This is a genomic window from Bradyrhizobium sp. USDA 4354, from assembly GCF_054060315.1.
In genome coordinates, this window is record NZ_JBSSDC010000001.1 from 6,630,555 (window position 1) to 6,650,116 (window position 19,562).

Consider the following 19,562-nt stretch of genomic DNA (forward strand, 5'->3'; position numbering starts at 1 on the left):
CGTTCTTTCATGCGAAAGCCAGGACCGCAAGGAGGCCGGCGAGCAGCAGCATGGCGCGACGGTAGACGGTCAGTGCCTCGCCGATGTCGGCGGCGCGCGGATCGCGCGCGCCTTCGTTCAGCCAGGGCTCGTCGGTCGCGCTGCCATGATAGATGCGGGGGCCGCTGAGCCGTACGCCAAGTGCGCCCGCCATCGCCGCTTCCGGCCAGCCGGCATTCGGCGAACGATGCCGGCGCGCATCGCGCGTCATGCACGACAGCGCCTCCGATCGCCTCGGTGCCAGCAGCACGAACAGGAATCCGGTCAGGCGCGCCGGTATGAAATTGGCGACATCGTCGATGCGCGCGGCTGCCCACCCAAAGGCTTCGTGTCGCTCGCTGCGATGGCCGATCATCGAATCCAGCGTGTTGATGGCCTTGTAGCCGAGGATTCCGGGCAGGCCGAACAGCGCGCCCCAGAACACCGGCGCGATGATCCCGTCGGAGGCGTTTTCCGCGAGGCTCTCGATCGCCGCGCGCGCGATGCCGGCTTCATCGAGCGCTGCGGGATCGCGACCGACGATGCGCGAGACCGCCTCGCGCGCAGCGGCGGTATCGCCGGCGCTCAACGGCTTCGCGACAGCAGCCACATGATCATGCAGCGAGCGCAACGCCACCAGCGGCCAGGCCAGGATGCCGACCAACACGATCTCGATCCAACCTGCGGGAAGCATGGATTGAAGCCCCCAGCCGAGCGCGATGGAGAGCGCAATCACCACGAGTGCGCCGGCCACGCCAGCAGCTCGGCGCCATGCCGGCGGATCAGACGCGCGATTCCAGGCGGAGTCGATGGCGGCAATCAACCGGCCGAGCCAGGTGACGGGATGGCCGATCCGCGCGAACAGCCATGACGGCCAGCCCAGAAAGGCATCCACCGCCATTGCCACCACCATCGCGCCCGCAAAGCTCACGCAAATCTCCTGTTTCACTCCGCCCCTGTTGCGCAAGACGGCGGCTGAGCGCAAGCCCCTCGCCGCCTGATTTCGGCTTTGTCTTTGGCCGGATTTGATGATTAGTGCTGGCCGACAGGAGACCTTCATGGCCGTTATCTTGATCACCGGCGGGGCGCGATCGGGCAAGAGCACCCGGGCGGAAGCGCGCGCGCGCAGCTTTCCCGGCCAGCCCGTGTACATCGCGACGGCCGAAGCGCTCGATGGCGAAATGGAGGAACGCATCGCAAGACACCGCGCGCGACGCGGAACCGATTGGATCGAACGCGAGGTGCCGCTTGATCTCGTGCAGGTGCTAGTCGCAACCGATGGCGGCAGCGCACGACTGGTGGACTGCCTGACACTCTGGCTCTCCAACCTGATGCACGCGAAGCGCGACTGGGAGCACGAGGTGAATGCGCTTGCCGCCACCCTGCTCCATCTCAAAAGCCCGGTCGTGCTCGTCACCAATGAAGTCGGCCTCGGCATCGTACCCGACAACGCGCTGGCGCGCAGCTTTCGCGACGCCGCCGGAATCATGAATCAGATCATTGCTGGCGTCGCCGACGAGGTCGAGTTCATCGTCGCCGGCCTGCCGATGAAGCTGAAATGATGCCGCGCGCCGAACTCTTGCGGGACGTCGTCGCCGATCTCCGAATCGCAGCGTCATTCGTGACGATCCTGCCCGTGGCATCGTCGAAGCCCGCCGGTGACGGTGCGATCGCGCGCGCGACCTGGGCTCTGCCCGTCGCGGGACTGCTTGTCGGCCTCGCCGGCGCCTTGGTCTACAAGATCGCCATTCGCTTCGGACTGACACCGAACCTTGCCGCCCTGCTCGCGCTGGCCGCGACCGCCCTCATCACCGGCGCGCTGCACGAGGACGGGCTTGCCGATACCGCGGACGGACTTGGCGGCGGCCGCACGCGCGAGCGCAAGCTCGAGATCATGCGCGACAGCCGGATTGGGACCTATGGCGTCTGCGCGCTGATCCTGTCGTTCGGCCTGCGCTGGAGCGCGCTTGCGACGATCGCAAATCCATGGGCCGTCACGCTCGCACTGTGCGCGGCGCACACTGCTGCCCGCGCCGGCGTGCCGGCCTTCATGTCGCTGGTCGCCCCGGCGCGGCCTGACGGCCTATCGGCCAGCGCCGGATCGCCGCCTGGCCATAGCGTGGCCATTGCCTTCGCTGTTGGAACGCTCGCGCTTGCCCTGGCGTTGGGGCCGGGCAAGGCGCTGGTCGGCCTGATCCTGCTGTCGATTGCCGGCCTGATGCTGGCGCGCCTTGCCATCCGCCAGATCGGCGGGCAGACCGGCGACATCCTCGGCGCGTTCGAGCAGACGGGCGAGATCCTGATCCTGCTGGTGGCCGCCTCCTTCCAGATGGGACCCTGACCTCATGGTCGAGTTCGACGATATCTTCCGCCAACACTTGCGCGAGCTGTTCGTGTGGCGCCGCGATGTGCGCCGTTTTCGCAGTGATCCGCTGCCCGAGGACGCCATCGATCGACTGATCGAGACCGCCTGCCTCTCGCCTTCGGTCGGCCTCAGCCAGCCCTGGCGCTTCGTCACCGTCGATGACGCCGCGCGGCGCCAGGCCGTCACCGACGATTTCAAGGCGTGCAACGCCGACGCGCTGAATTGCTATTCCGGCGACCGCGCGGCGCGCTATGCCACGCTGAAACTGTCGGGCCTCGAACAGGCTCCCGGTCACCTCGCGGTGTTCGCGGACAAGGCCAGCGACATCGGCCACGGCCTCGGCCGCGCGACGATGCCCGAAACGACGGAATACTCCGTGGTCGCCGCGATCACCGCGATGTGGCTCGCCGCACGAGCCGATGGTATCGGCGTTGGTTGGGTGTCGATCCTCAATCCGGATCGCATTCACGCCGTGCTCGAGGTGCCTGATACCTGGAAGTTCATCGCGTATCTCTGCATCGGCTATCCGGAAGCCGAATGCGACCGGCCCGAGCTGGAGCGAGCGGAATGGGAATACCGACGCGGTGCGGACGAGTTCACGCTGCGGCGCTAGCCATCGCGCTCGAATTGCAGCAGGACGGTCGCGGATGGATGGGATGCCGGACCGCCGAAGGCGTGTGAACGAACATTCACATGCGCTTTTCGTCAATTGTAGGCATCCGGCTTTCGCGCTAAGCATCCAGCCAGGCAGAGCGATCGTGCAACGCATTCCATGACCGGGCGGTCTTTCGTTTCCGTGGCGATCAATCGCCGCGGCTTCCTTCGCCTTGCAGGTGCATCGGCCGCGGGGTGGATCGCGCTCGGCGCAACGCCGGATCGCATGCGGATCGTCGCCTCGCTGACGGCATTGCCGCTCGACGACGAGCTGACCAGGCGGAGCATGATCGACAGCGCGACCTCCCGCCTGGGCGGCCTCATTGTCGGCTTGCGGCAGCGCGGCTGGGTCGAAGGCGTCAACTTCCGCCTCGAGGTCCGCTCGACCTTCGGCGCACCGGACAGACTGAAGGCGGCCGTTCAGGAATTGCTCGATCTCAAGCCGGACGTGATCCTGACCGGATCGACCGTCGAAACCGCGGCTGTCCTCGCCGCCACCAAGACCATCCCGGTCGTGTTTGCGACCGCGAACGATCCCGTCGGCAATGGCTTCGTCGAAAGCCTCGCACATCCCGGCGGCAACGCCACCGGCTTCACCAACAGCACCGCCGAGATGGGCGGCAAATGGCTTCAGCTGATCCGCGAGGCCGTGCCCGACGTCACGCGCGTCGGCATCCTGTTCAATCCCGCGACCACGCCGCGCGGCGGGCGTTTCTTCCTCGAATCGATCGAGCAGGAGGCCGCGTCGTGCGGCGTGTCCGCGATCCCCGCACCCGTCAACGCGCCCGCGGAGATCGACGAGGCTGTCAAGCGCTTTTCCGAACCGCCCAAGGCGGCGATGGTCGCACTGGTCGACAGCTTCCTCGTGGTCAACCGCAAGGCGGTCGTCGCGGCGGCCGACAAATATCGCGTACCAACGATCTATCCGTTCCATTATTTCATGGATGCCGGCGGGCTGATGAGCTACGGCCCCACGCTCGAGGTTCGCTCGGCCGATTATGTCGATCTCATCCTGCGCGGCACCAAGGCCGGCGATCTGCCGGTGCAATCGCCACGCAAATACGAGCTGTTGATCAACCGCACGGTCGCCCGCACCCTCGGCTTGACCATCCCCTTCACACTGCTGGCGCGCGCCGACGAGATCCGCGAGTGAACGAGCCGGCCGACCAGGGACCTTCGCGGACGCCTCCCGGCCGGCTGTTCAGAAAATATCTCTACTCGATCGTCGCCCTCGCCTTTGCCGCGCTCGCCATCAACACCGGTTTCGACGTCTGGTTCTCCTATCGCGAGCAGAAGCAGCTGCTGGCGGCGACCCAGCGCGAACAGGCGGCCTCCGCAGCCATTCAGATCGGCCAGTTCATCGGCCAGATCGAGAACCAGATCAGATGGCTCGCGCGCCTGCCGCCGGAGCTGTCGAGCGACGAGGACGAGCGGCTGAACGCCATCCGTCTCCTGCGCCTCTCGCCTGCGATCGCGGAAATCGCCCAGCTCGACGCGCAGGGCCGCGAGCAGGTGCGAGTGTCGCGCCGCGTCGCCGACAAGGTCGGCAGCAACGCCGACCTCTCCACCTCGCCGGCCTTCCGCGGCGCCAATGACAGCCGTGCCTACTACGGCCCCGTCTATTTCTTCGGCGACACCGAGCCGTTCATGACACTCGCCACGCGCGGCACCGGCCGCGCGCCCAATGTGATCGTCGCCGAGGTCAATCTGCGCTTCATCTGGGACCTGGTCGCCGGAATCAGGGTCGGCAACACCGGCAAGGCCTATGTGGTCAACCGCATGGGCGTGTTGATCGCGCATCCCGACCTGTGGCGGGCGCTCCAGCGCAGCGATCTCTCCGGCCATGCCGACGTCCGCGCCGCGCTCGACGGCATCGGGCCGCCCTCCGGCGGCCTGGTCAAGGAGGATCTGTCCGGCCAGCGCGTGCTGTCGACCTATGCGACGGTGCCCTCGCTCGGCTGGCTGGTGTTCGTCGAGCTGCCGCTCACCGAAGCCTACGCGCCGATCTACGCCTCGATCGGCCGCTCGACGTTTCTGCTCTTCATCCTGCTGGCCTGTGCGGTGCTGGTTTCCCTCGTTCTCAGCCGGCGTATGACGGTGCCGATCCAGATGCTCACGCAAGGAGCCAAGCGGATCGGCAGCGGCGATCTCGGCCAGCGGCTCGCGATCAAGACCGGTGACGAGCTGGAGGCGCTCGGCGACCAGTTCAACCGCATGGCCGCGCATTTGCGCGAGTCCTACGCGACGCTCGAGCGCAAGGTGGTCGAGCGCACCTCCGAGCTCGAGAAGGCACGCGATCAGGCGCTTGCCGAGCACGACGCCGCCGAGCGCGCGCGCAGCGCGGCGGTCGCGGCCAACGAAACCAAGTCGCGCTTCCTCGCCGTCGTCAGCCACGAGTTGCGCACGCCGCTGAACGGGGTCATGGGCGTGCTGCAGCTCTTGGACGACGGCAGCCTCAGCGAGGTCCAGCGCCGCCACCTCGCGACCGCGGCGGCGTCGGGCGAAACGCTGATCGCGCTGGTCGATGCGGTCTTGGAATATGCGCGCCTCGAGGCCAGCACCGAAATGCTGGAGACGCGCGACTTCCGTCTCGACCAGCTCATCGAGGCCGCTGCCGACCTGATGCGCCCGCAAGCCCTGGACAAGGGGCTGACCTTCGACCTCGCCTCCGATGCAACGGTCAACACCGCCGCGCATGGCGATCCCGTCAGGCTCAATCGCATCCTGCTCAACCTGATCGGGAACGCCATCAAGTTCACCCCGAGCGGGGGGATCTGCGTGAACGCGGCGGCCGAGCGGCGCGACGATCACGTGCTGCTGCGCATGACCGTGCGCGACACCGGCATCGGTATCGCGCCCGACCTGCACGAGCGGATCTTCGAGGATTTCGTCCAGGCCGACGACAGCATCGCGCGGCGCTTCGGCGGCACCGGCCTTGGCCTCGCGATCGCACGCCGCCTCACCCGCCTGATGCACGGGGAGCTGACGGTTGAGAGCGCGCCGGGCACGGGCAGCACCTTCGCGCTCGAAGTGCCACTCGGCCTTGCCGGAAATGGCATCGTGCAAGGCGCACTTGCGCCGCCGTCGCGACAGCTGCATGTGCTGCTGGTCGACGATGATCCCGTCAATTGCGAAGTTGGCGAAGCGATTTTGAAGAGGCTCGGCCACCGCGCCACGATCGCCAGGAACGGCGCATCGGCCGTCGAGCTCGCCCGCGATCAGGCGTTCGACGTCATCCTGATGGATCTGCACATGCCCGACATGGACGGCGTGGAAGCGGCCTCGCGGATCGCCAAGCTCGGCTTGCCGAAGATGCCGCGCATCATCGCCGTGACCGCCGACGTGTCGCGCAGCGCCCGCGACCGGCTCGCAGGCGCAGGCATCGCCAAGGTCGTGAGCAAGCCGATCCTGATCAACGCGCTGCGCGAGGCGATCGAGGATGACCAGGACGAGCCGGCCGCACCGCAGCTCGCGGCGGGCGCATTGATCGACCGGCACTTTCTCGACGACCAGAAAGAGCTCTTGGGCCCAACGCAGATCGCAAAACTGCATCATTTGCTGCAGGAGACCAGCGACAGGCTGATCGTGGACATCACCGAGGCCGCCGCGATTGGCGATCACAAGCAGCTCGCGCGGTTCACGCACCAGCTCGGCAGCGCCGCCGGCGCGCTCGGGCTCGTCCGCCTGTTCGAGCGCAGCCGCGACGTCGAGCTGGCGGCGCCCGCGATGTCACAGCCTGAGCGCCAGGACGCTGCACGCGAGCTCGCCGAGCTTCAACGGGCATCGATGCAGGCGCTGGACGATCTGCTTCAACCTGCCGATCCGCGATCGGTCAGCTAGATTTGCTCAGGTTGGAGCTCCCAAGCATTCACTCCTACGGACATCTATCCAGTCAGCCGGCCAAGCGGGAAGATCAGTCTCACCACCCCGGCCAGTTCTTCAGCAAGTCGCCCGGCCGGCGATGTGTTTCCGGCCGGGCCAATCGCCACGCAAGGGATCAACTACCTTTGTGCGGGACCTGTGCGCATTGCGCCGTCACGAGCCCGAAGTCTTGACGACGAGCTTTATGTTTAGCAGGTTGACGCCCTTGAATGGGTTCGGCGCGCTTTCGATCGTTCCCGTACCCGTGGCGTTCGCATAGGCACCTGTGCCCGACAGGATTTTGTATTCGCCCGTCGATTTGCCGTCTTTCGCCGATCCGGTGTAGCGCGCCGTAATCGAGCCTTCCTCGAACGTGTAAGTGCTATAGCCGAAGAAGGGGCCCGACCCTTTGAGCAAGTCCGAAGTATTGACGAACTCCTTCACTCCGATACGGCCATCGTTGAAGACGGCGACGCCGAAGAACTTCCCGGACACAACCGTCTGTCCTTCGACGTTTGCGGCCTCTATGACCTTGAGGTCGATCGGCTTCGTGATCAGCTTGAACTCGAGCACCCGCTCACCGGCTACGGCTGTTGACGCCGCGACGGCCAATGCCACGCCAGAAAGGAAAAAGGTGAGAGACTTCCACATAGCTTCCTCCTGCGCTTGTTGAAATCAAGTCGAGAAGTGCGAGCTACTCGTCGTGCCCGGCTCTTCGCGGTGGCACGGAAGAGAGCCCTCGGCAACGCCCCGACAGCGGCTGAAGCTCTCTCAGTCCTGAGGCGCGAAGTCGGGACGCAAATATGAGTCCCAAGCGATGGGGAGAAGTTCAAGTTTCCGTTGCGGTATAATCGTATCCAGCAACGGCACGGGACTCTCAGCAAAGGCACAATCGTCATGGCCTTTGCTGGTTACCGGACTTCATCCAATCGTTCGCGGAAGAGCAATTCCGAGGAATCACTGTCAACAACGTTGACAATGGAAGAGCCCATGCCGCTCACCATTTCAAAGGCAAATCCCGGACTGGCCGCCGTGTAGTTCCCCTTCTCGGCTAATCGCGACAGATCGCTGCGAGCCGTTGCCCCGGCAGATTCATGGCTTCACGAGCCAGTACGTCTGCGCCCGCCAACGTCCTCCTCCTCGCGCCCAAACCGCTCCACCAGAAAATCGATGAACAGCCGCACCTTCACCGACAGATGCCGCGTCGGCGGATACACTGCGTAGAGCGCGAGCGGCGGCGCGGAATAGTCATCCAGCACCGTCCGCAGCTCGCCTTTGCGCAAAGCATCGGCGGCAATGAACTCCGGCAGCAGCGCTAACCCCCTGCCCTTGATCGCGACGTCGCGCAGCACCTCCGCGTTGTTGACGCAGAGCGACCAGGCCGGCTGGATCCAGTGGTCGCCGTCCGCGCCGGTGAGCTTCCACTGATTGCCCGTGAGCAGGAAGCCGTAGGTCAGCGAGGCGTGCTCGCGCAGACCCTGCGGATGTTTCGGCGTGCCATGGCGCGCGAGATAATCCGGCGAAGCGCAGATCATGCGCGCCACCGGCATGATTTTTCGCGCAATCAGGCTGGAGGATTCCAGCTCCGCGATCCGCAGGGTCACGTCAAAGCCGTCCTGCACCGGATCGAGCAGATCGTCGCTGAGCACGATCTGGAGCTGAAGCTCGCCATAACGCGCCATGAAATCGGCGAGCACCGGCCCGAGCCGCATCGTGCCGAACGACATTGGCGCGTTGACGCGGAGCAGCCCGCGCGGCGCCGACTGGGCCTGCGTCACGGCCTGGTCGGCGGCCTCGATTTCCGAGAGGATCACGACCGCGCGCTCGAAATAGCGCTGGCCGTTCTCGGTCGGGCTGGCGTGCCGGGTGGTCCGGTTCAATAGCTGCACGCCGAGGCTCTCCTCGAGGTCGGCGATGTACTTGCTGATCGCCGAGCGCGACAGCCGCAGTTGCCGGCCGGCTTCCGCAAAGCTGCCGCTTTCCACCACCTTCACGAAGGCCCGGAGGCTGCCGACCTTATCCAAGGCTTGGTTCCGCGAATTGTTTCCAAATCGTAGACATAGCCGTCATATTTGCATGGATTGTCTCCAATCCAAAGCGGAACGATATTTCCGGCCAGAGCAAGACCGCTCCCTAAATCTGGAGGACGACAATGTCTGGACTGCACCATGTCACCGCGATAGCCGGCGATCCGATCCGTAACTTCGGCTTCTACACAAGGGATCTCGGCCTCCGCTTCGTCAAGAAGACGGTCAATTTCGACGATCCCGGCACCTATCACTTCTATTACGGCGACGAGACCGGCCGCCCCGGCACCATCCTGACCTTCTTCCCCTGGGCGGGCGTCTCGGCCGGCCGCCGCGGCGTCGGCGAGACCCACCAGACCGCCTTCCGCGTGCCGCAGCGCTCGCTCGGCTACTGGACGCAGCGCTTCACCGAGAAGGGCATCGCATACGAGGCGCTGGAGAAGCGCTTTGGCGAGTCCGTGCTGCCGTTCACCGACCCTGACGGCATGGCGCTCGCTCTTGTCGGCGTTCCCGGTGCCGAGAACGAGCCGGGCTGGAGCAATGGCGACGTGCCGGCCGAGCATGCGATCCGCGGCTTTCACGGCGTGACCCTGCTGCTCGACAGTGCGGCGAAGACCGCTGCCGTCCTCACCGACGTGTTCGGCTTCAAGGAGACGGGACGCGAGGGCTCGGTGATCCGCTTCAAGGCGCCGGGCGATGCCGAAGGCAGCGTCGTCGACATCTACGAGGCCAAAGGCTTCTTGCGCGGGCACCAGGGCGGCGGCTCGGTGCACCACATCGCCTTCCGCGCGGCTGACGATACCGAGCAGGGCAAGATGGCTGCGAGGCTCGTGAGCAATCACGGCCTGCACCCGACCGAGCAGCGCGACCGCAACTACTTCCGCTCGATCTACTTCCGCGAGCCCGGCGGCGTGCTGTTCGAGATCGCGACCGACATCCCCGGCTTCGCCGTCGACGAGCCCGTCGCGACACTGGGGCGAGACCTGAAGCTGCCGAGCTTCCTCGAACAGCATCGCAAGCAGATCGAAGGCGTTCTGCCGAGCCTGGAAGAGACCGCGTCATGACCGAAACCGCATTCATCCATCGCTTCGAGCCCGCAGGCAACGCGGGCTCCCCTCCGCTGCTGCTGCTGCACGGCACCGGCGGCGACGAGAACGACCTGCTCGGACTCGGCAAGATGATCTCGCCCGGCTCCGCCCTGCTCTCGCCGCGCGGCCGCGTGCTCGAGCACGGCATGCCGCGCTTCTTCCGCCGGCTCGCCGAGGGCGTGTTCGACGAGGACGACGTGCGCCGCCGCGCGCGCGAGCTCGGCGACTTCGTCGCGGAGGCGCGGCAACGTTACGGCCTTGCAGCGCCCATCGCGGTCGGTTTCTCCAACGGCGCCAACATCGCGGCGGCGCTGTTGCTGCTGAAGCCGAAGGCGTTGTCCGGTGCGATCCTGCTGCGCGCCATGGTGCCGCTGTCGGATCCGCCGAACGCCGATCTTGCAGGCAAGCCCGTTCTGCTCCTCTCCGGACAGGGCGACCCGATCGTGCCCGCGGACAATTCGGCACGGCTCGCGGCGTTGCTGTCGCAAGCAGGTGCGAACGTCACCCACAAGGTCCTGCCGGCAGACCACCAATTGTCGCAAGCCGACGTGACGCTGGCCCGCGACTGGATCGGCAACGTCGACGCCGAAGCGGCATGATCTGACGAGCATCGACAATGTGTAGGGTGGGTTAGTCTTGGCGGCTGCGCAATGCGCAGTCGCCAAGGCGTAACCCACCGCTTCGGTCACCGCGCAGAGAGAGATGGTGGGTTACGTCTCGCGGATGCGCTTCGCGCAGCCGTGAGCCTAACCCACCCTACGAACCGGCCATCACTCGAACCAGCCGCGCCGCTTGAACCAGATCAGCGGCAGCACGCCGCTGGCGATGACTGCGAGCCAGGCCAGCGGATAGCCGAAGGTCCAGTCAAGCTCGGGCATGTGCTTGAAGTTCATGCCCCAGATGCCGACCAGGATGGTCGGCGGTACGCCGACGACCGACACGATCGTCAGGATCTTGAACAGCTCGTTCTGCTGGATGTTGACGAAGCCGAGCACAGCATCGAGCAGAAGCTGGATCTTGTCCGACAATCGCGTCTCGTAATCGCTGAGCGAGACGACGTCCTTCGACACGGCCTCAAGGCGCTTCTTCGACGAAGCCGTGATCCACTCGCTGCCGACGTCGCCGGCAAACGAGGCGATGCGGCCCACCCCGAGCAGGACATCGCGCGCCTTGGCGAGCCGGTCGGCCAGCTCGCCGATGTTCTCCAGAGCCTCGCGCATCCTGCGGCTGGAGCGCACCGGACGTTGGGTGGGCACCAGCCCGCCCTTGAAGACACCCCGCGAGAGCCGATCGACCTTGGCGCCGAGATGCTCCAGGACATCGGCACCGCGATCGATCATGGCCTCGAGCAGGCTGGCGAACACGCACATGCCGTTCTCCAGGCTGGCGTCGGAGCCGACGCTCTTGCCGATGTCGTCGAAGATCGGCAGCTCTGCAAAGCGCACCGTCACCAGCACGTGCGGGCCGATGACGAAACCCACCGGCGTGATCTCGGCCTCGTTATCCTCGCTGAGCCGGACCGCCGGCGAGCTGAGATAGAGCGTGCCGTGGTCGAAGATCAGTCGGCTCGACGCCTCGATCTCGCTGAGCGACTCTTGCGAGGGAATGCGGATCTTCAGCAACCGCTCGACGAATTGCTTTTCTTCTTCAGTCGCATTCAGCAGATCAGCCCAGATGATCTCGGACGGCATGTCCGCGCCGATGTTCTGCCAGTCGTCGGACGGCCATCTGTAGAGTTTGAGCAAGGACAGGACTCCGTGGCCGCATCGTCATGCCGGATGGTGCATGGCGTCACCGGCCGACTAACGCATGGGGGTTGCAAACGTTCAATACCTCTGCGGCAACAGCGGTATCCGCGCCACTCTCACCGATGCTTACAAGAGATGAGGGCTCAACATCGGGCCCTCGCTGTCGCACTCCTGCGCGCGTTCAGTCAATGACGATGCAACGTTTCAAATCAGCAAGTCATGAGGCGCAGGTACAAGGCCGTGATGCGGACCATTATTGCCGTGGTTGGCCGTGTGTTCGTCCAGTCCATGAGAGACCATTTTGACGATCATCTCGAGGTCCTTCTCCTGACCGAGCGGAACGTGCGGATCGGGAGGAGCATGAAATTCCTTAGGCTCGACTGCCGCGACAAGAGTGGAAGGAGCTGCCTTGCCATCGAAGCGGAACACCAGGTCTTGATCTGCCCCGCCGGTCTCGGACGCAGCTTTAGGCGGCTGTGCGGCTTCTGATGCGGTTGCAGCAGATTGCGAAGCCTTTTTAGGGTTTCCGCCTCCAGCGTCACCGCCGGTCGCAACGCTCGGCTCGACAGTCTCGCTTGCTTCCGGCCTGTTTGCCGAGGTTGAGTGCCCCGAATTGCCGTGCTCTGCAACGGCCGGTTCTGCCGTCGTCACTGCCGCTGACGCGCTCGCAACGTCCGAAACCGGAGCGTGTTGCTCGGCGCTATTGCCCGGTATGAAACCAGCTTCGGTCACCTCCGTGGCTGCCACCTTTGTAGACCCTGGCTCCAAAGCGTGCTGCGCGTTGCCGTGGCCCGCGCTAGCGGCCGTTGCCACGTCCTGATTGATCTTGGCTGCTTCCGGTGCGTTTGCAGATTGTGGGTGGAGATCGTGCCCCGAGTTGCCATGTTCGACGCCGCTTGATTCTTCCGTCTTCGCCGACCCTCGCGAAGCGTCCGAAGCCGCTGCGCGATGCTCGGCGCCATTGCCGCCGCCGTTGCCCGGTTTGACGCCGGCTTCAATCGACTCCGTACCTGCCGCCTTTGCCGGTCCTGGCTCCGAAGCGTGCTGCGAGTTGCCGCGGCCCGCGCTAGCGGCCGTTGCCGCGCTCGGTTCGCCGGTCTCGGCTGCTTCCGGTGCGTCTGCAACGGTTGAGTGCCCGGATTTGCCGTGTTCCGCGCCGCCTGGTTCTGCCGTCTTCGCTGACCCTCGCGAAGCGTCCGAAGCCGGGGCGCGATGCTCGGCGCCATTGCCGCCGCCGTTGCCCGGTTTGACGCTGCCTTCAATCGACTCCGCGCCTGCCGCCTTTGCCGGTCCTGGCTCCGAAGCATGCTGCGAGTTGCCGCGGCCGGCGCTAGCGGCCGTTGCCACGCCCTGATAGATCTCGGCTGCTTCCGGTGCGTCTGCAGCGGTTGAGTGCCCCGCATTGCCGTGTTTCACGCCGCCTGGTTCTGCCGTTTTCGCTGACCCTCGCGAAGCGTCCGAAGCCGGAGTGCGATGCTCGGCGCCATTGCCGCCGCCGTTGCCCGGTTTGACGCTGCCTTCAATCGACTCCGTGCCTGCCGCCTTTGCAGGTCCTGGCTCCGAAGCATGCTGCGAGTTGCCGCGGCCGGCGCTAGCGGCCGTTGCCGCGCCCTGATCGATCTCGGCTGCTTCCGGTGCGTTTGCAGCGGTTGAGTGCCCGGATTTGCCGTGGTCCACGCCGCCTTGTTCTGCCGTTTTCGCTGACCCTCGCGAAGCGTCCGAAGGCGGAGCGCGATGCTCGGCGTCATTGCCGCCGCCGTTGCCCGGTTTGGAGCCGGCTTTGGCCGACTCAGTGGCTGCCGCCTTTGCAGAGTCTGGCTCCGAAGCGTGCTGCGAGTTGCCGCGGTCCGTGCTAGCGGTCGTTGCGATGCTCGGTCCGACCACCTCGTTCGCCCCAATGGACAAAATGCCGGTGTCCGTTTTGATCGGCTCACTCTTGAACGTGAGGTTTCCAACTGCCGTAGCCGTCGCGCTTTGAACAGGCTGGATTGATGATACGCGAACCGACGCGCCAGAGGCACCATTGCTCTCTTCCGTTGCATCCGCCGAATCGCTGGCGGAGGTTCTGAACCTCGACGACGCCCCTGAGCCGGCCCGAGTGTGCCCGAATTGAAACCTCAGGCCGTCGTCGGCCAGTCTGCTCCAGGCTCCCTCCGTCCCGATTGTGCTCTCGCTCGTGCCGACGATGCCATGGACATTGTCCGCACTCAGGACAATCTCATCGGTTGCGGCCACCGATATCAGCGCTCCTTCCAGCTCTTCCAAGGTGATCGCGACAGCCGCGCCTTCCGGCTGGTGGACGAAATCTGAATCTGCAATGGACACAATTCCCTGCAGATGGATTTCGAGCAGGCCGCGATCCCCGATATCAAGAACATGATCGGTCGTATTCACGTAGACGATCGTTTCATTGGTTGCGGAGTTGTAGATCCAGGCGAGCGTATGTGGCGGTATGGACTTGCTCGCTGCCGTCATATGGAGCCAAGCAAGGGCTCCGAAAGCTGCAAGATTGATCCTGCCCGGTCCAGATGCGAAATCGAAGACAGAGGAGGACGAGGCAGAATTGGAATCGATCGGGGAGCGATGAACAACGTTTTCATCGACATTGACGCCAATCAGTTCACCGCGGCCATATCCGCCAATACCGGCATCGTGACCAAGGTCCAATAAGGCGAGAGGCTTTTGCAGGTTGTCACCCGCGGCGCCATCGCTCATTTGGCCCCGAGCGCCTTCTCCAGCGACGCTTTCGTGTTCAGTGGTCACCAACGCGGAAGGCGGGCGGGAATCGTGCGCAAGGAAACCCGAGGCTGAGTTATCTACATGGTTGGCATCGGCATTGGTGATCGCGGCCAGCTTTGTCGCTGCATCCTCTCCGGTGGCGACCTGGAAGCTGTCGATCGACGCTTGACCCGGGTCATGCGACCGCAGGGCGAGATGGGGATCGTGCAATGCGTAGATCAGCGCGCCGGCGAGAGTGGCGGAGGTGCCGTACTCTCCGTGAACCGTCGTCGGATTGGAAGCAGGCCGCGCGACTTGATGTTCCGGAGTCGGGTCACCTCCAATCTGCGTGCCGTTCATTCCTCGCGGCAAGAGCGTAGCAAGATTGGGCGCGCTCGATCCAACAGAACCGTGGTCTTTCCACGGTTTCGGGCCTACGGATTGCTCGGCCGCGTGCAGCGCTTCCACTGCCACCGCCGGGCTCGTGACTTGGCTCAGTTTGGCAGACAAATCTCTCTGGGTGAGCGGAGGCGTCTCGGCGGATTCCCAGATGACAAGGTGCCGGAGAATAGCTTTCTTCAGGGGCTCATATTCGGCGTGCTCTCCCGCGTGGCCAATGCTGTCGTCATTCGGAAGCATGTCGTTCGCTTCCGACGCCTTGAGTTCGTCCGCAATGGTGATCGCCAGAAAGGCCAGCGCGAGCGTGCCGAAGCCGGAGGGGCGTTGCAGCAACGCCAGAGTGGCGAGCACGGTTCTGTTGGTAATCTCAAGCTTCTGAAATATATTGTACAGGTGTACTTTGACTGTCCCTGGGGAAAGGTTTAGCTGGCGCGCGATCTCCTTGTTCGACATTCCTTCTGACACCAGTCGTACAATTTGACGTTCCCGGTGCGTCAAGAGCTCCAGCATTCTTTCAATTTTGCCGCCGCCGTCAGCTGCCGTGCCGCTTGGCGCGAGATCGAACTGCCCGGGCGACACACTGCGCCTCGTCATCAGTCGCAGTGATCGCAGCATGGTGTCGGGGGAGGCATACTTCGAAATTGCGCTGCAGGTGCCAGCAGCAATCGCTGCGGTTAGATCGTGGTCGGACTCGGACTCGGTAAAGAACACCAGGCGCGTGGGAAGATTGTCAGCTTTCGCAACCGCGAGGATCTCGGTCGCCGTCAGATCTGGCAAGGTGTCAGCAAGAAGCGCGACGTCGGGTGTCAAGTTCCGGATTGCCTCGAGGCAGCCCGTTCCATCGCTGGACGATGCCACCACGTCGAAATCCGGCTGCGCCCCGAGTATCGATTTCAGCCCCTGTAGCACGATTGGCTGTCGATCCCCGATCACGAGCCGGATGCGCGCGGATACCCCCTGATTGGCAGTCACGTCTAACATGGACTCTGCCTCGGCCCGGCATCTATGTGCTTCGGCATATGGCCGGCTCCGGGTGAGGTTATTAAAATACAACTAATCGATTAGAGAAAGAGGCTTCGCGGGGTTAACCCTACCTGCAATCGCGGGGCTTGAAGGTGAGAAATATGCCATTTGACCCGATGGCCGTTGCGATTGACTGGCTCGATGCCTACCGCGCGGGCGATATCGAAGCGATCTTGGACATGTATGCCGAGGATGCCGTGGTGCACTGCGGCTGCGGCGGCGTCAAAACCATTACCGGCCGCGAGGCACTTCGTGCCCATTGGGTCGACCGCCTCCGAGACCATCCGGCAGGCCAATTGGACAATCTCAATCCCTCGCACGATAGGATCATTATCTCGTACAGCACTAATACTGGTGTCATGACTGCACATTTTGCGTTTGACGCCGCCGGGAGGATTAAGGAGCTAAACTGCGGTCCCTCACACTAACCCGCGGCAAGAATGTAGCCCACAGCGGGTCCTAGACAAGCGCGAGCAGTGAAGCGTAAAGCGCGGGCAAGCCGGTCGGCGGCCTGCGCATGTCGGAAGCCTGCTCGTAGGCGTAGGCCAGACGCAGCAGCTTGTGCTCGCTCCAGGCGCGGCCTGCGAAGGTGACGCCGAGCGGATAGTCGGGCGTATCCTTGCCATCGATCCCGGCGACGAAGCCGCACGGCACCATGACGCTGGGATAGCCGGCCCTCGCGGCGATTGCGGCGCCTGCGCTGCCAGGGAACAGCACGGCGTCGAGTTCGTGCCGGTTCATGTAGGCATCCATGCCGCGGGTCCTGGCGCTGAGCAGGTCCATGGCAAGTGCCGCCTTGTACTCGCGTTCGCGCAAGTCGCCTCTGGTGAGGTCGGCGGCGAGGAACAGGTCCTGGCCGAAACGCAGCGCCTTGCCCGCATTCGCCTCGTTGAAGGCCACGATGTCGGTGATGGTTCGGGTGGCGGTGTTGGTCGCCCAATCCCTCAGGTAGAGGTTGAGATCTCGCTTCAGCTCGTAGACGAGGACGATCCGCTGCGTGACTGGATTGCCCTTGTTAGGGCTCAGCGGATTACGGTTGAGCACGGCCATGATCGTCCCTGGTCCGCTCATCCAGCCGGCCGTCGGCATGCTGGCGCGCACGATCACGGCGCCGAGGTCCTCCAGCACTTTGATCGCCTCGGCCATCACCTCCGCTCCTTTGGATGGCAACTTGCCGTAGAAGGGATCGTTCAGCGGGTCGGCGGGATCGCTCGGCACGCCGATACGCGCGCCTTTCATAGCGTCGGCGGCGAGGCCATCGGTGTAATCGGCGGGCCGCCGCTGCTTTTGCGTCGCCGGGTCGAGCGGGTCCTTGGCCGCCAGCACGTTGAGGAGCAGCGCCGCATCGCGCACGTTGCGCGTCATCGGCCCCGCGGTGTCCAGGCTATGCGCGATCGGCACGATGCCGGCACGGCTGATCAGTCCGACCGTCGGCTTCACGGTGACGAGGCCGTTCTGGCTGGCAGGGAATAGCAGCGAGCCCGAGGTCTCGGTGCCGATCGAGGCGGCACACAAACCTGCCGCCACTGCGACCGCCGACCCCGCGCTCGAGCCTCCCGGGGACACGACCGGGATGCCGTGATCGTCGACCAGCGCCGGCGCGTAGGGGTTCTTCACCTGACCGCCCAGCGACGAGTAGCCGGCGGGCATGTCGACCGCGAGCATGTTGGAAAACTCGGTCAGGTTCGCCTTGCCGAGGATCACCGCGCCGGCGTCCCGCAGCCGCTTGACGATTGTGGCGTCGGCCTTGGCGTACGCGCCTTCCAGTGCCAGCGAGCCTGCCGTGGTCGGCTGCTCGCCGCCGGTCGCGATGTTGTCCTTCACCAGGATCGGGATGCCCGCCAGCGGCCGCTTGGCCGAGGGCTTGGTGCCGTCGAGCTTGCCCGCGATCGCGAGCGCATCGGGATTGAGCGCGCGTACCGAGTTGAGCTTGGGTCCATCGCGGTCGTAGGCCTCAATGCGCGCGAGATAGGCTTTGGCAAGCGCTGTGGCAGTGACATGCCCACTGGCCAGAGCATGAGCGATATCACCCGGCTACTGTGCATGGGGTTGTTTTTCAAATTTTGTTCTGGGCCTCTCCCACAAGGGAAGAGGGCACAGCAATCGGCAGCGCGCGCCTCAGCGGTGCCCTTCCCCCTACTCCCAATGCCACGTCGAGAAATCGTTCTCGTATTGCGGCACGTCCTTCCAGACGCCCTTGAGCTTCTTGTTGGTGATGGTGATCAGCTGCGGCTGGTACAGATAGGCGGAGACGGCGTCGGTCGCGAGCATGCGCTGGGCATCGCCGAGCAGTTTTGCGCGGGTGGCCTCGTCCGGCGTCGAGACGATCTGCTTGTAGAGCGCGTTGAACTTCTCGTTGTTGTAGCCGAGGTAGTAGTCCGGCTCGGTGATCTTGACGAGGTCGAACGGCTCGACATGGCTGACAATGGTCAGATCGAAATTGTGCGGACCATTGCCGGCGAATACCTGCGACAGCCATTGCGCCCATTCGACGTTCTCGATTTTGGCGACGATACCGACCTTGGCGAGCTGGGCTGCGGCAATCTCGCCGCCCTGCCGCGCATAGGACGGCGGCGGCAGCTTCAGCGACAATTCGAGCGGCGTGGTGACGCCGGCCTCGGCCAGAAGCTTCTTTGCCTTCTCAGGATCGTACGGGTTGATGCCGGTGGTATCGACATAGCCGAGCGCACCCGGCACATAGAAACTGCCGATCGGCGTGCCGAAGCCGTCGACGGCGCCGTCGATCATGGCCTTGCGGTCGATCGCGGCAAGGATGGCGCGGCGGACGCGGACGTCGTCCAGCGGCTTCTTGCGGTGGTTGATCGCGACGATGGTCTTGGCCCTGGAGCCGCCGACCAGCACGGTGAAGCGCGGATCGGCCTTGAACTGGGCAATGGTGCGCTGAGCCGAGACGCGCGGGAACGCATCGACGTCGCCCGAGAGCAGCGCCGCTACCTGCGCCGCCGGATCGGAGATGAAGCGGATCGTCACCTTCGACAGCTTGACCGCAGCGGCGTTGCGATAGTCGGCCCATTTGGTCAGCGTGATCGAAGAGCCCTTGGCCCAGGCGCCAAGCTGGTAGGGCCCGGTGCCGACCGGCTGGGTCACGTTGGTGGCCGCGCTCTTCGGCTCGACGATCGAGCCGCCCGCCTGCCCGAGCAGGAACGGCAGGTTCGGTTCGCCATACTTCATGGTGATCACGATGGTGTCGGCGTCAGGCGCCTCGACCTTCTCGAAGGCCTGGTAGAGGCTCTTGTCCTTGTTCGTGCTGGTCGGCGCGGCGTTGCGCTCGAACGAGAATTTCACCGCGGCGGAATTGAACGGCTCGCTATTTTGAAATTTGACGCCCTTGCGCAGCTTGAACGTATAGGTCCTCAAATCGGGCGATGCCGTCCAGCTCTCGGCCAGCAGCGGCGAGACCGAGCCGTCCTCGTTGATCTTGGTCAGCGTCTCATAGATGTTGTAGAGCGTGACCTCGGCGATCGCGGCGGCGGCGGCATTGGTGGGATCGAGGCCCGGCGGCTCCAGCGCCATCGCCATGACGACGCTGTCCTTCTTGCTCTGCGCCAGCACCGGCAAAGGCGCTGCGGCAAGTGTGAGGGCAAATGCGATGATCGATAGTTTCCTGAACATGCGTAACTCCCCGGCCTGCTGTTGTCTT

Annotated in this window: 15 protein-coding genes; 8 read left to right on the top strand and 7 right to left on the bottom strand. The window is 64.5% G+C overall.

Going from position 1 to position 19,562, the window contains the following annotated elements; translation table 11 throughout:
- Positions 1-7: 7 nt before the first annotated feature.
- A complete protein-coding gene (gene cbiB, locus ACVIIV_RS30975) occupies positions 8-949 on the bottom strand; it encodes an adenosylcobinamide-phosphate synthase CbiB (protein WP_456747565.1) in 942 nt (313 codons plus the stop codon).
- A 127-nt stretch (positions 950-1,076) separates the two neighbouring features.
- Between cbiB and cobU the strand changes: the two genes are divergently transcribed.
- The 5 genes from cobU to ACVIIV_RS31000 all read left to right on the top strand — a co-directional run bounded on the left by cobU (position 1,077) and on the right by ACVIIV_RS31000 (position 6,877).
- Positions 1,077-1,580 (top strand): bifunctional adenosylcobinamide kinase/adenosylcobinamide-phosphate guanylyltransferase, encoded by a 504-nt coding sequence (gene cobU, locus ACVIIV_RS30980; RefSeq protein ID WP_456747566.1) that lies wholly within the window; start codon positions 1,077-1,079, stop codon positions 1,578-1,580.
- On the top strand, positions 1,577-2,359 hold the full coding sequence (cobS, locus tag ACVIIV_RS30985; RefSeq protein ID WP_456747567.1) for an adenosylcobinamide-GDP ribazoletransferase: 783 nt from the start codon (positions 1,577-1,579) through the stop codon (positions 2,357-2,359). The genes cobU and cobS overlap by 4 nt, the downstream gene beginning before the upstream one ends.
- A gap of 4 nt (positions 2,360-2,363) precedes the next feature.
- Positions 2,364-2,996: a 5,6-dimethylbenzimidazole synthase gene (gene bluB / locus ACVIIV_RS30990; RefSeq protein ID WP_456747568.1), complete on the top strand. Its 633-nt coding sequence runs from the start codon at positions 2,364-2,366 to the stop codon at positions 2,994-2,996.
- Between the two features lie 159 nt (positions 2,997-3,155).
- A complete protein-coding gene (locus ACVIIV_RS30995) occupies positions 3,156-4,190 on the top strand; it encodes an ABC transporter substrate-binding protein (RefSeq protein WP_456747569.1) in 1,035 nt (344 codons plus the stop codon).
- Positions 4,187-6,877 (top strand): ATP-binding protein, encoded by a 2,691-nt coding sequence (locus ACVIIV_RS31000; protein WP_456747570.1) that lies wholly within the window; start codon positions 4,187-4,189, stop codon positions 6,875-6,877. Before ACVIIV_RS30995 ends, ACVIIV_RS31000 begins: the two co-directional genes overlap by 4 nt.
- A 195-nt stretch (positions 6,878-7,072) precedes the next feature.
- On the opposite strand, the gene ACVIIV_RS31005 is transcribed toward ACVIIV_RS31000, so the two are convergent.
- Together ACVIIV_RS31005 and ACVIIV_RS31010 are read right to left on the bottom strand one after the other, a co-directional pair.
- Complete coding sequence (locus ACVIIV_RS31005; RefSeq protein WP_456747571.1) at positions 7,073-7,549, bottom strand: hypothetical protein; 477 nt, start codon at positions 7,547-7,549, stop codon at positions 7,073-7,075.
- A 449-nt stretch (positions 7,550-7,998) separates the two neighbouring features.
- Positions 7,999-8,922, bottom strand: coding sequence for a LysR substrate-binding domain-containing protein (locus ACVIIV_RS31010; protein ID WP_456747572.1), 924 nt, complete (start codon positions 8,920-8,922; stop codon positions 7,999-8,001).
- Positions 8,923-9,050: 128 nt separating this feature from the next.
- Between ACVIIV_RS31010 and ACVIIV_RS31015 the strand changes: the two genes are divergently transcribed.
- Together ACVIIV_RS31015 and ACVIIV_RS31020 are read left to right on the top strand one after the other, a co-directional pair.
- Positions 9,051-9,989 carry a ring-cleaving dioxygenase gene (locus ACVIIV_RS31015; RefSeq protein WP_456747573.1) on the top strand — a complete coding sequence of 313 codons (939 nt, stop codon included), beginning with the start codon at positions 9,051-9,053 and terminating at the stop codon, positions 9,987-9,989.
- The gene (locus tag ACVIIV_RS31020; RefSeq protein ID WP_456747574.1) at positions 9,986-10,612 is read left to right on the top strand and encodes an alpha/beta hydrolase; all 627 of its coding nucleotides are present in this window, start codon (positions 9,986-9,988) and stop codon (positions 10,610-10,612) included. The genes ACVIIV_RS31015 and ACVIIV_RS31020 overlap by 4 nt, the downstream gene beginning before the upstream one ends.
- Before the next feature lie 171 nt (positions 10,613-10,783).
- On the opposite strand, the gene ACVIIV_RS31025 is transcribed toward ACVIIV_RS31020, so the two are convergent.
- Together ACVIIV_RS31025 and ACVIIV_RS31030 are read right to left on the bottom strand one after the other, a co-directional pair.
- Positions 10,784-11,758 carry a magnesium transporter CorA family protein gene (locus ACVIIV_RS31025; protein WP_456747575.1) on the bottom strand — a complete coding sequence of 325 codons (975 nt, stop codon included), beginning with the start codon at positions 11,756-11,758 and terminating at the stop codon, positions 10,784-10,786.
- 207 nt (positions 11,759-11,965) lie between these two features.
- Complete coding sequence (locus ACVIIV_RS31030) at positions 11,966-15,859, bottom strand: LuxR C-terminal-related transcriptional regulator (RefSeq protein WP_456747576.1); 3,894 nt, start codon at positions 15,857-15,859, stop codon at positions 11,966-11,968.
- Between the two features lie 143 nt (positions 15,860-16,002).
- Here ACVIIV_RS31030 and ACVIIV_RS31035 point away from each other — a divergent pair, with 143 nt between their 5' ends.
- On the top strand, positions 16,003-16,329 hold the full coding sequence (locus ACVIIV_RS31035; RefSeq protein ID WP_456747577.1) for a nuclear transport factor 2 family protein: 327 nt from the start codon (positions 16,003-16,005) through the stop codon (positions 16,327-16,329).
- Between the two features lie 31 nt (positions 16,330-16,360).
- Here ACVIIV_RS31035 and ACVIIV_RS31040 read toward each other — a convergent pair whose 3' ends face one another.
- Together ACVIIV_RS31040 and ACVIIV_RS31045 are read right to left on the bottom strand one after the other, a co-directional pair.
- On the bottom strand, positions 16,361-17,926 hold the full coding sequence (locus ACVIIV_RS31040; protein WP_456748866.1) for an amidase family protein: 1,566 nt from the start codon (positions 17,924-17,926) through the stop codon (positions 16,361-16,363).
- 111 nt (positions 17,927-18,037) lie between these two features.
- Positions 18,038-19,534: an ABC transporter substrate-binding protein gene (locus tag ACVIIV_RS31045; protein WP_456747578.1), complete on the bottom strand. Its 1,497-nt coding sequence runs from the start codon at positions 19,532-19,534 to the stop codon at positions 18,038-18,040.
- Positions 19,535-19,562: the final 28 nt, after the last annotated feature.

What these genes read in the sequence shown, in the direction of transcription:
- cobU (WP_456747566.1), top strand. Translation starts at nt 1,077, where the DNA reads ATGGCCGTTATCTTGATCACCGGCGGGGCGCGATCGGGCAAGAGCACC.
- cobS (WP_456747567.1), top strand. Translation starts at nt 1,577, where the DNA reads ATGATGCCGCGCGCCGAACTCTTGCGGGACGTCGTCGCCGATCTCCGA.
- bluB (WP_456747568.1), top strand. Translation starts at nt 2,364, where the DNA reads ATGGTCGAGTTCGACGATATCTTCCGCCAACACTTGCGCGAGCTGTTC.
- ACVIIV_RS30995 (WP_456747569.1), top strand. Translation starts at nt 3,156, where the DNA reads ATGACCGGGCGGTCTTTCGTTTCCGTGGCGATCAATCGCCGCGGCTTC.
- ACVIIV_RS31005 (WP_456747571.1), bottom strand. Translation starts at nt 7,549, where the DNA reads ATGTGGAAGTCTCTCACCTTTTTCCTTTCTGGCGTGGCATTGGCCGTC.
- ACVIIV_RS31015 (WP_456747573.1), top strand. Translation starts at nt 9,051, where the DNA reads ATGTCTGGACTGCACCATGTCACCGCGATAGCCGGCGATCCGATCCGT.
- ACVIIV_RS31020 (WP_456747574.1), top strand. Translation starts at nt 9,986, where the DNA reads ATGACCGAAACCGCATTCATCCATCGCTTCGAGCCCGCAGGCAACGCG.
- ACVIIV_RS31030 (WP_456747576.1), bottom strand. Translation starts at nt 15,859, where the DNA reads ATGTTAGACGTGACTGCCAATCAGGGGGTATCCGCGCGCATCCGGCTC.
- ACVIIV_RS31035 (WP_456747577.1), top strand. Translation starts at nt 16,003, where the DNA reads ATGCCATTTGACCCGATGGCCGTTGCGATTGACTGGCTCGATGCCTAC.
- ACVIIV_RS31045 (WP_456747578.1), bottom strand. Translation starts at nt 19,534, where the DNA reads ATGTTCAGGAAACTATCGATCATCGCATTTGCCCTCACACTTGCCGCA.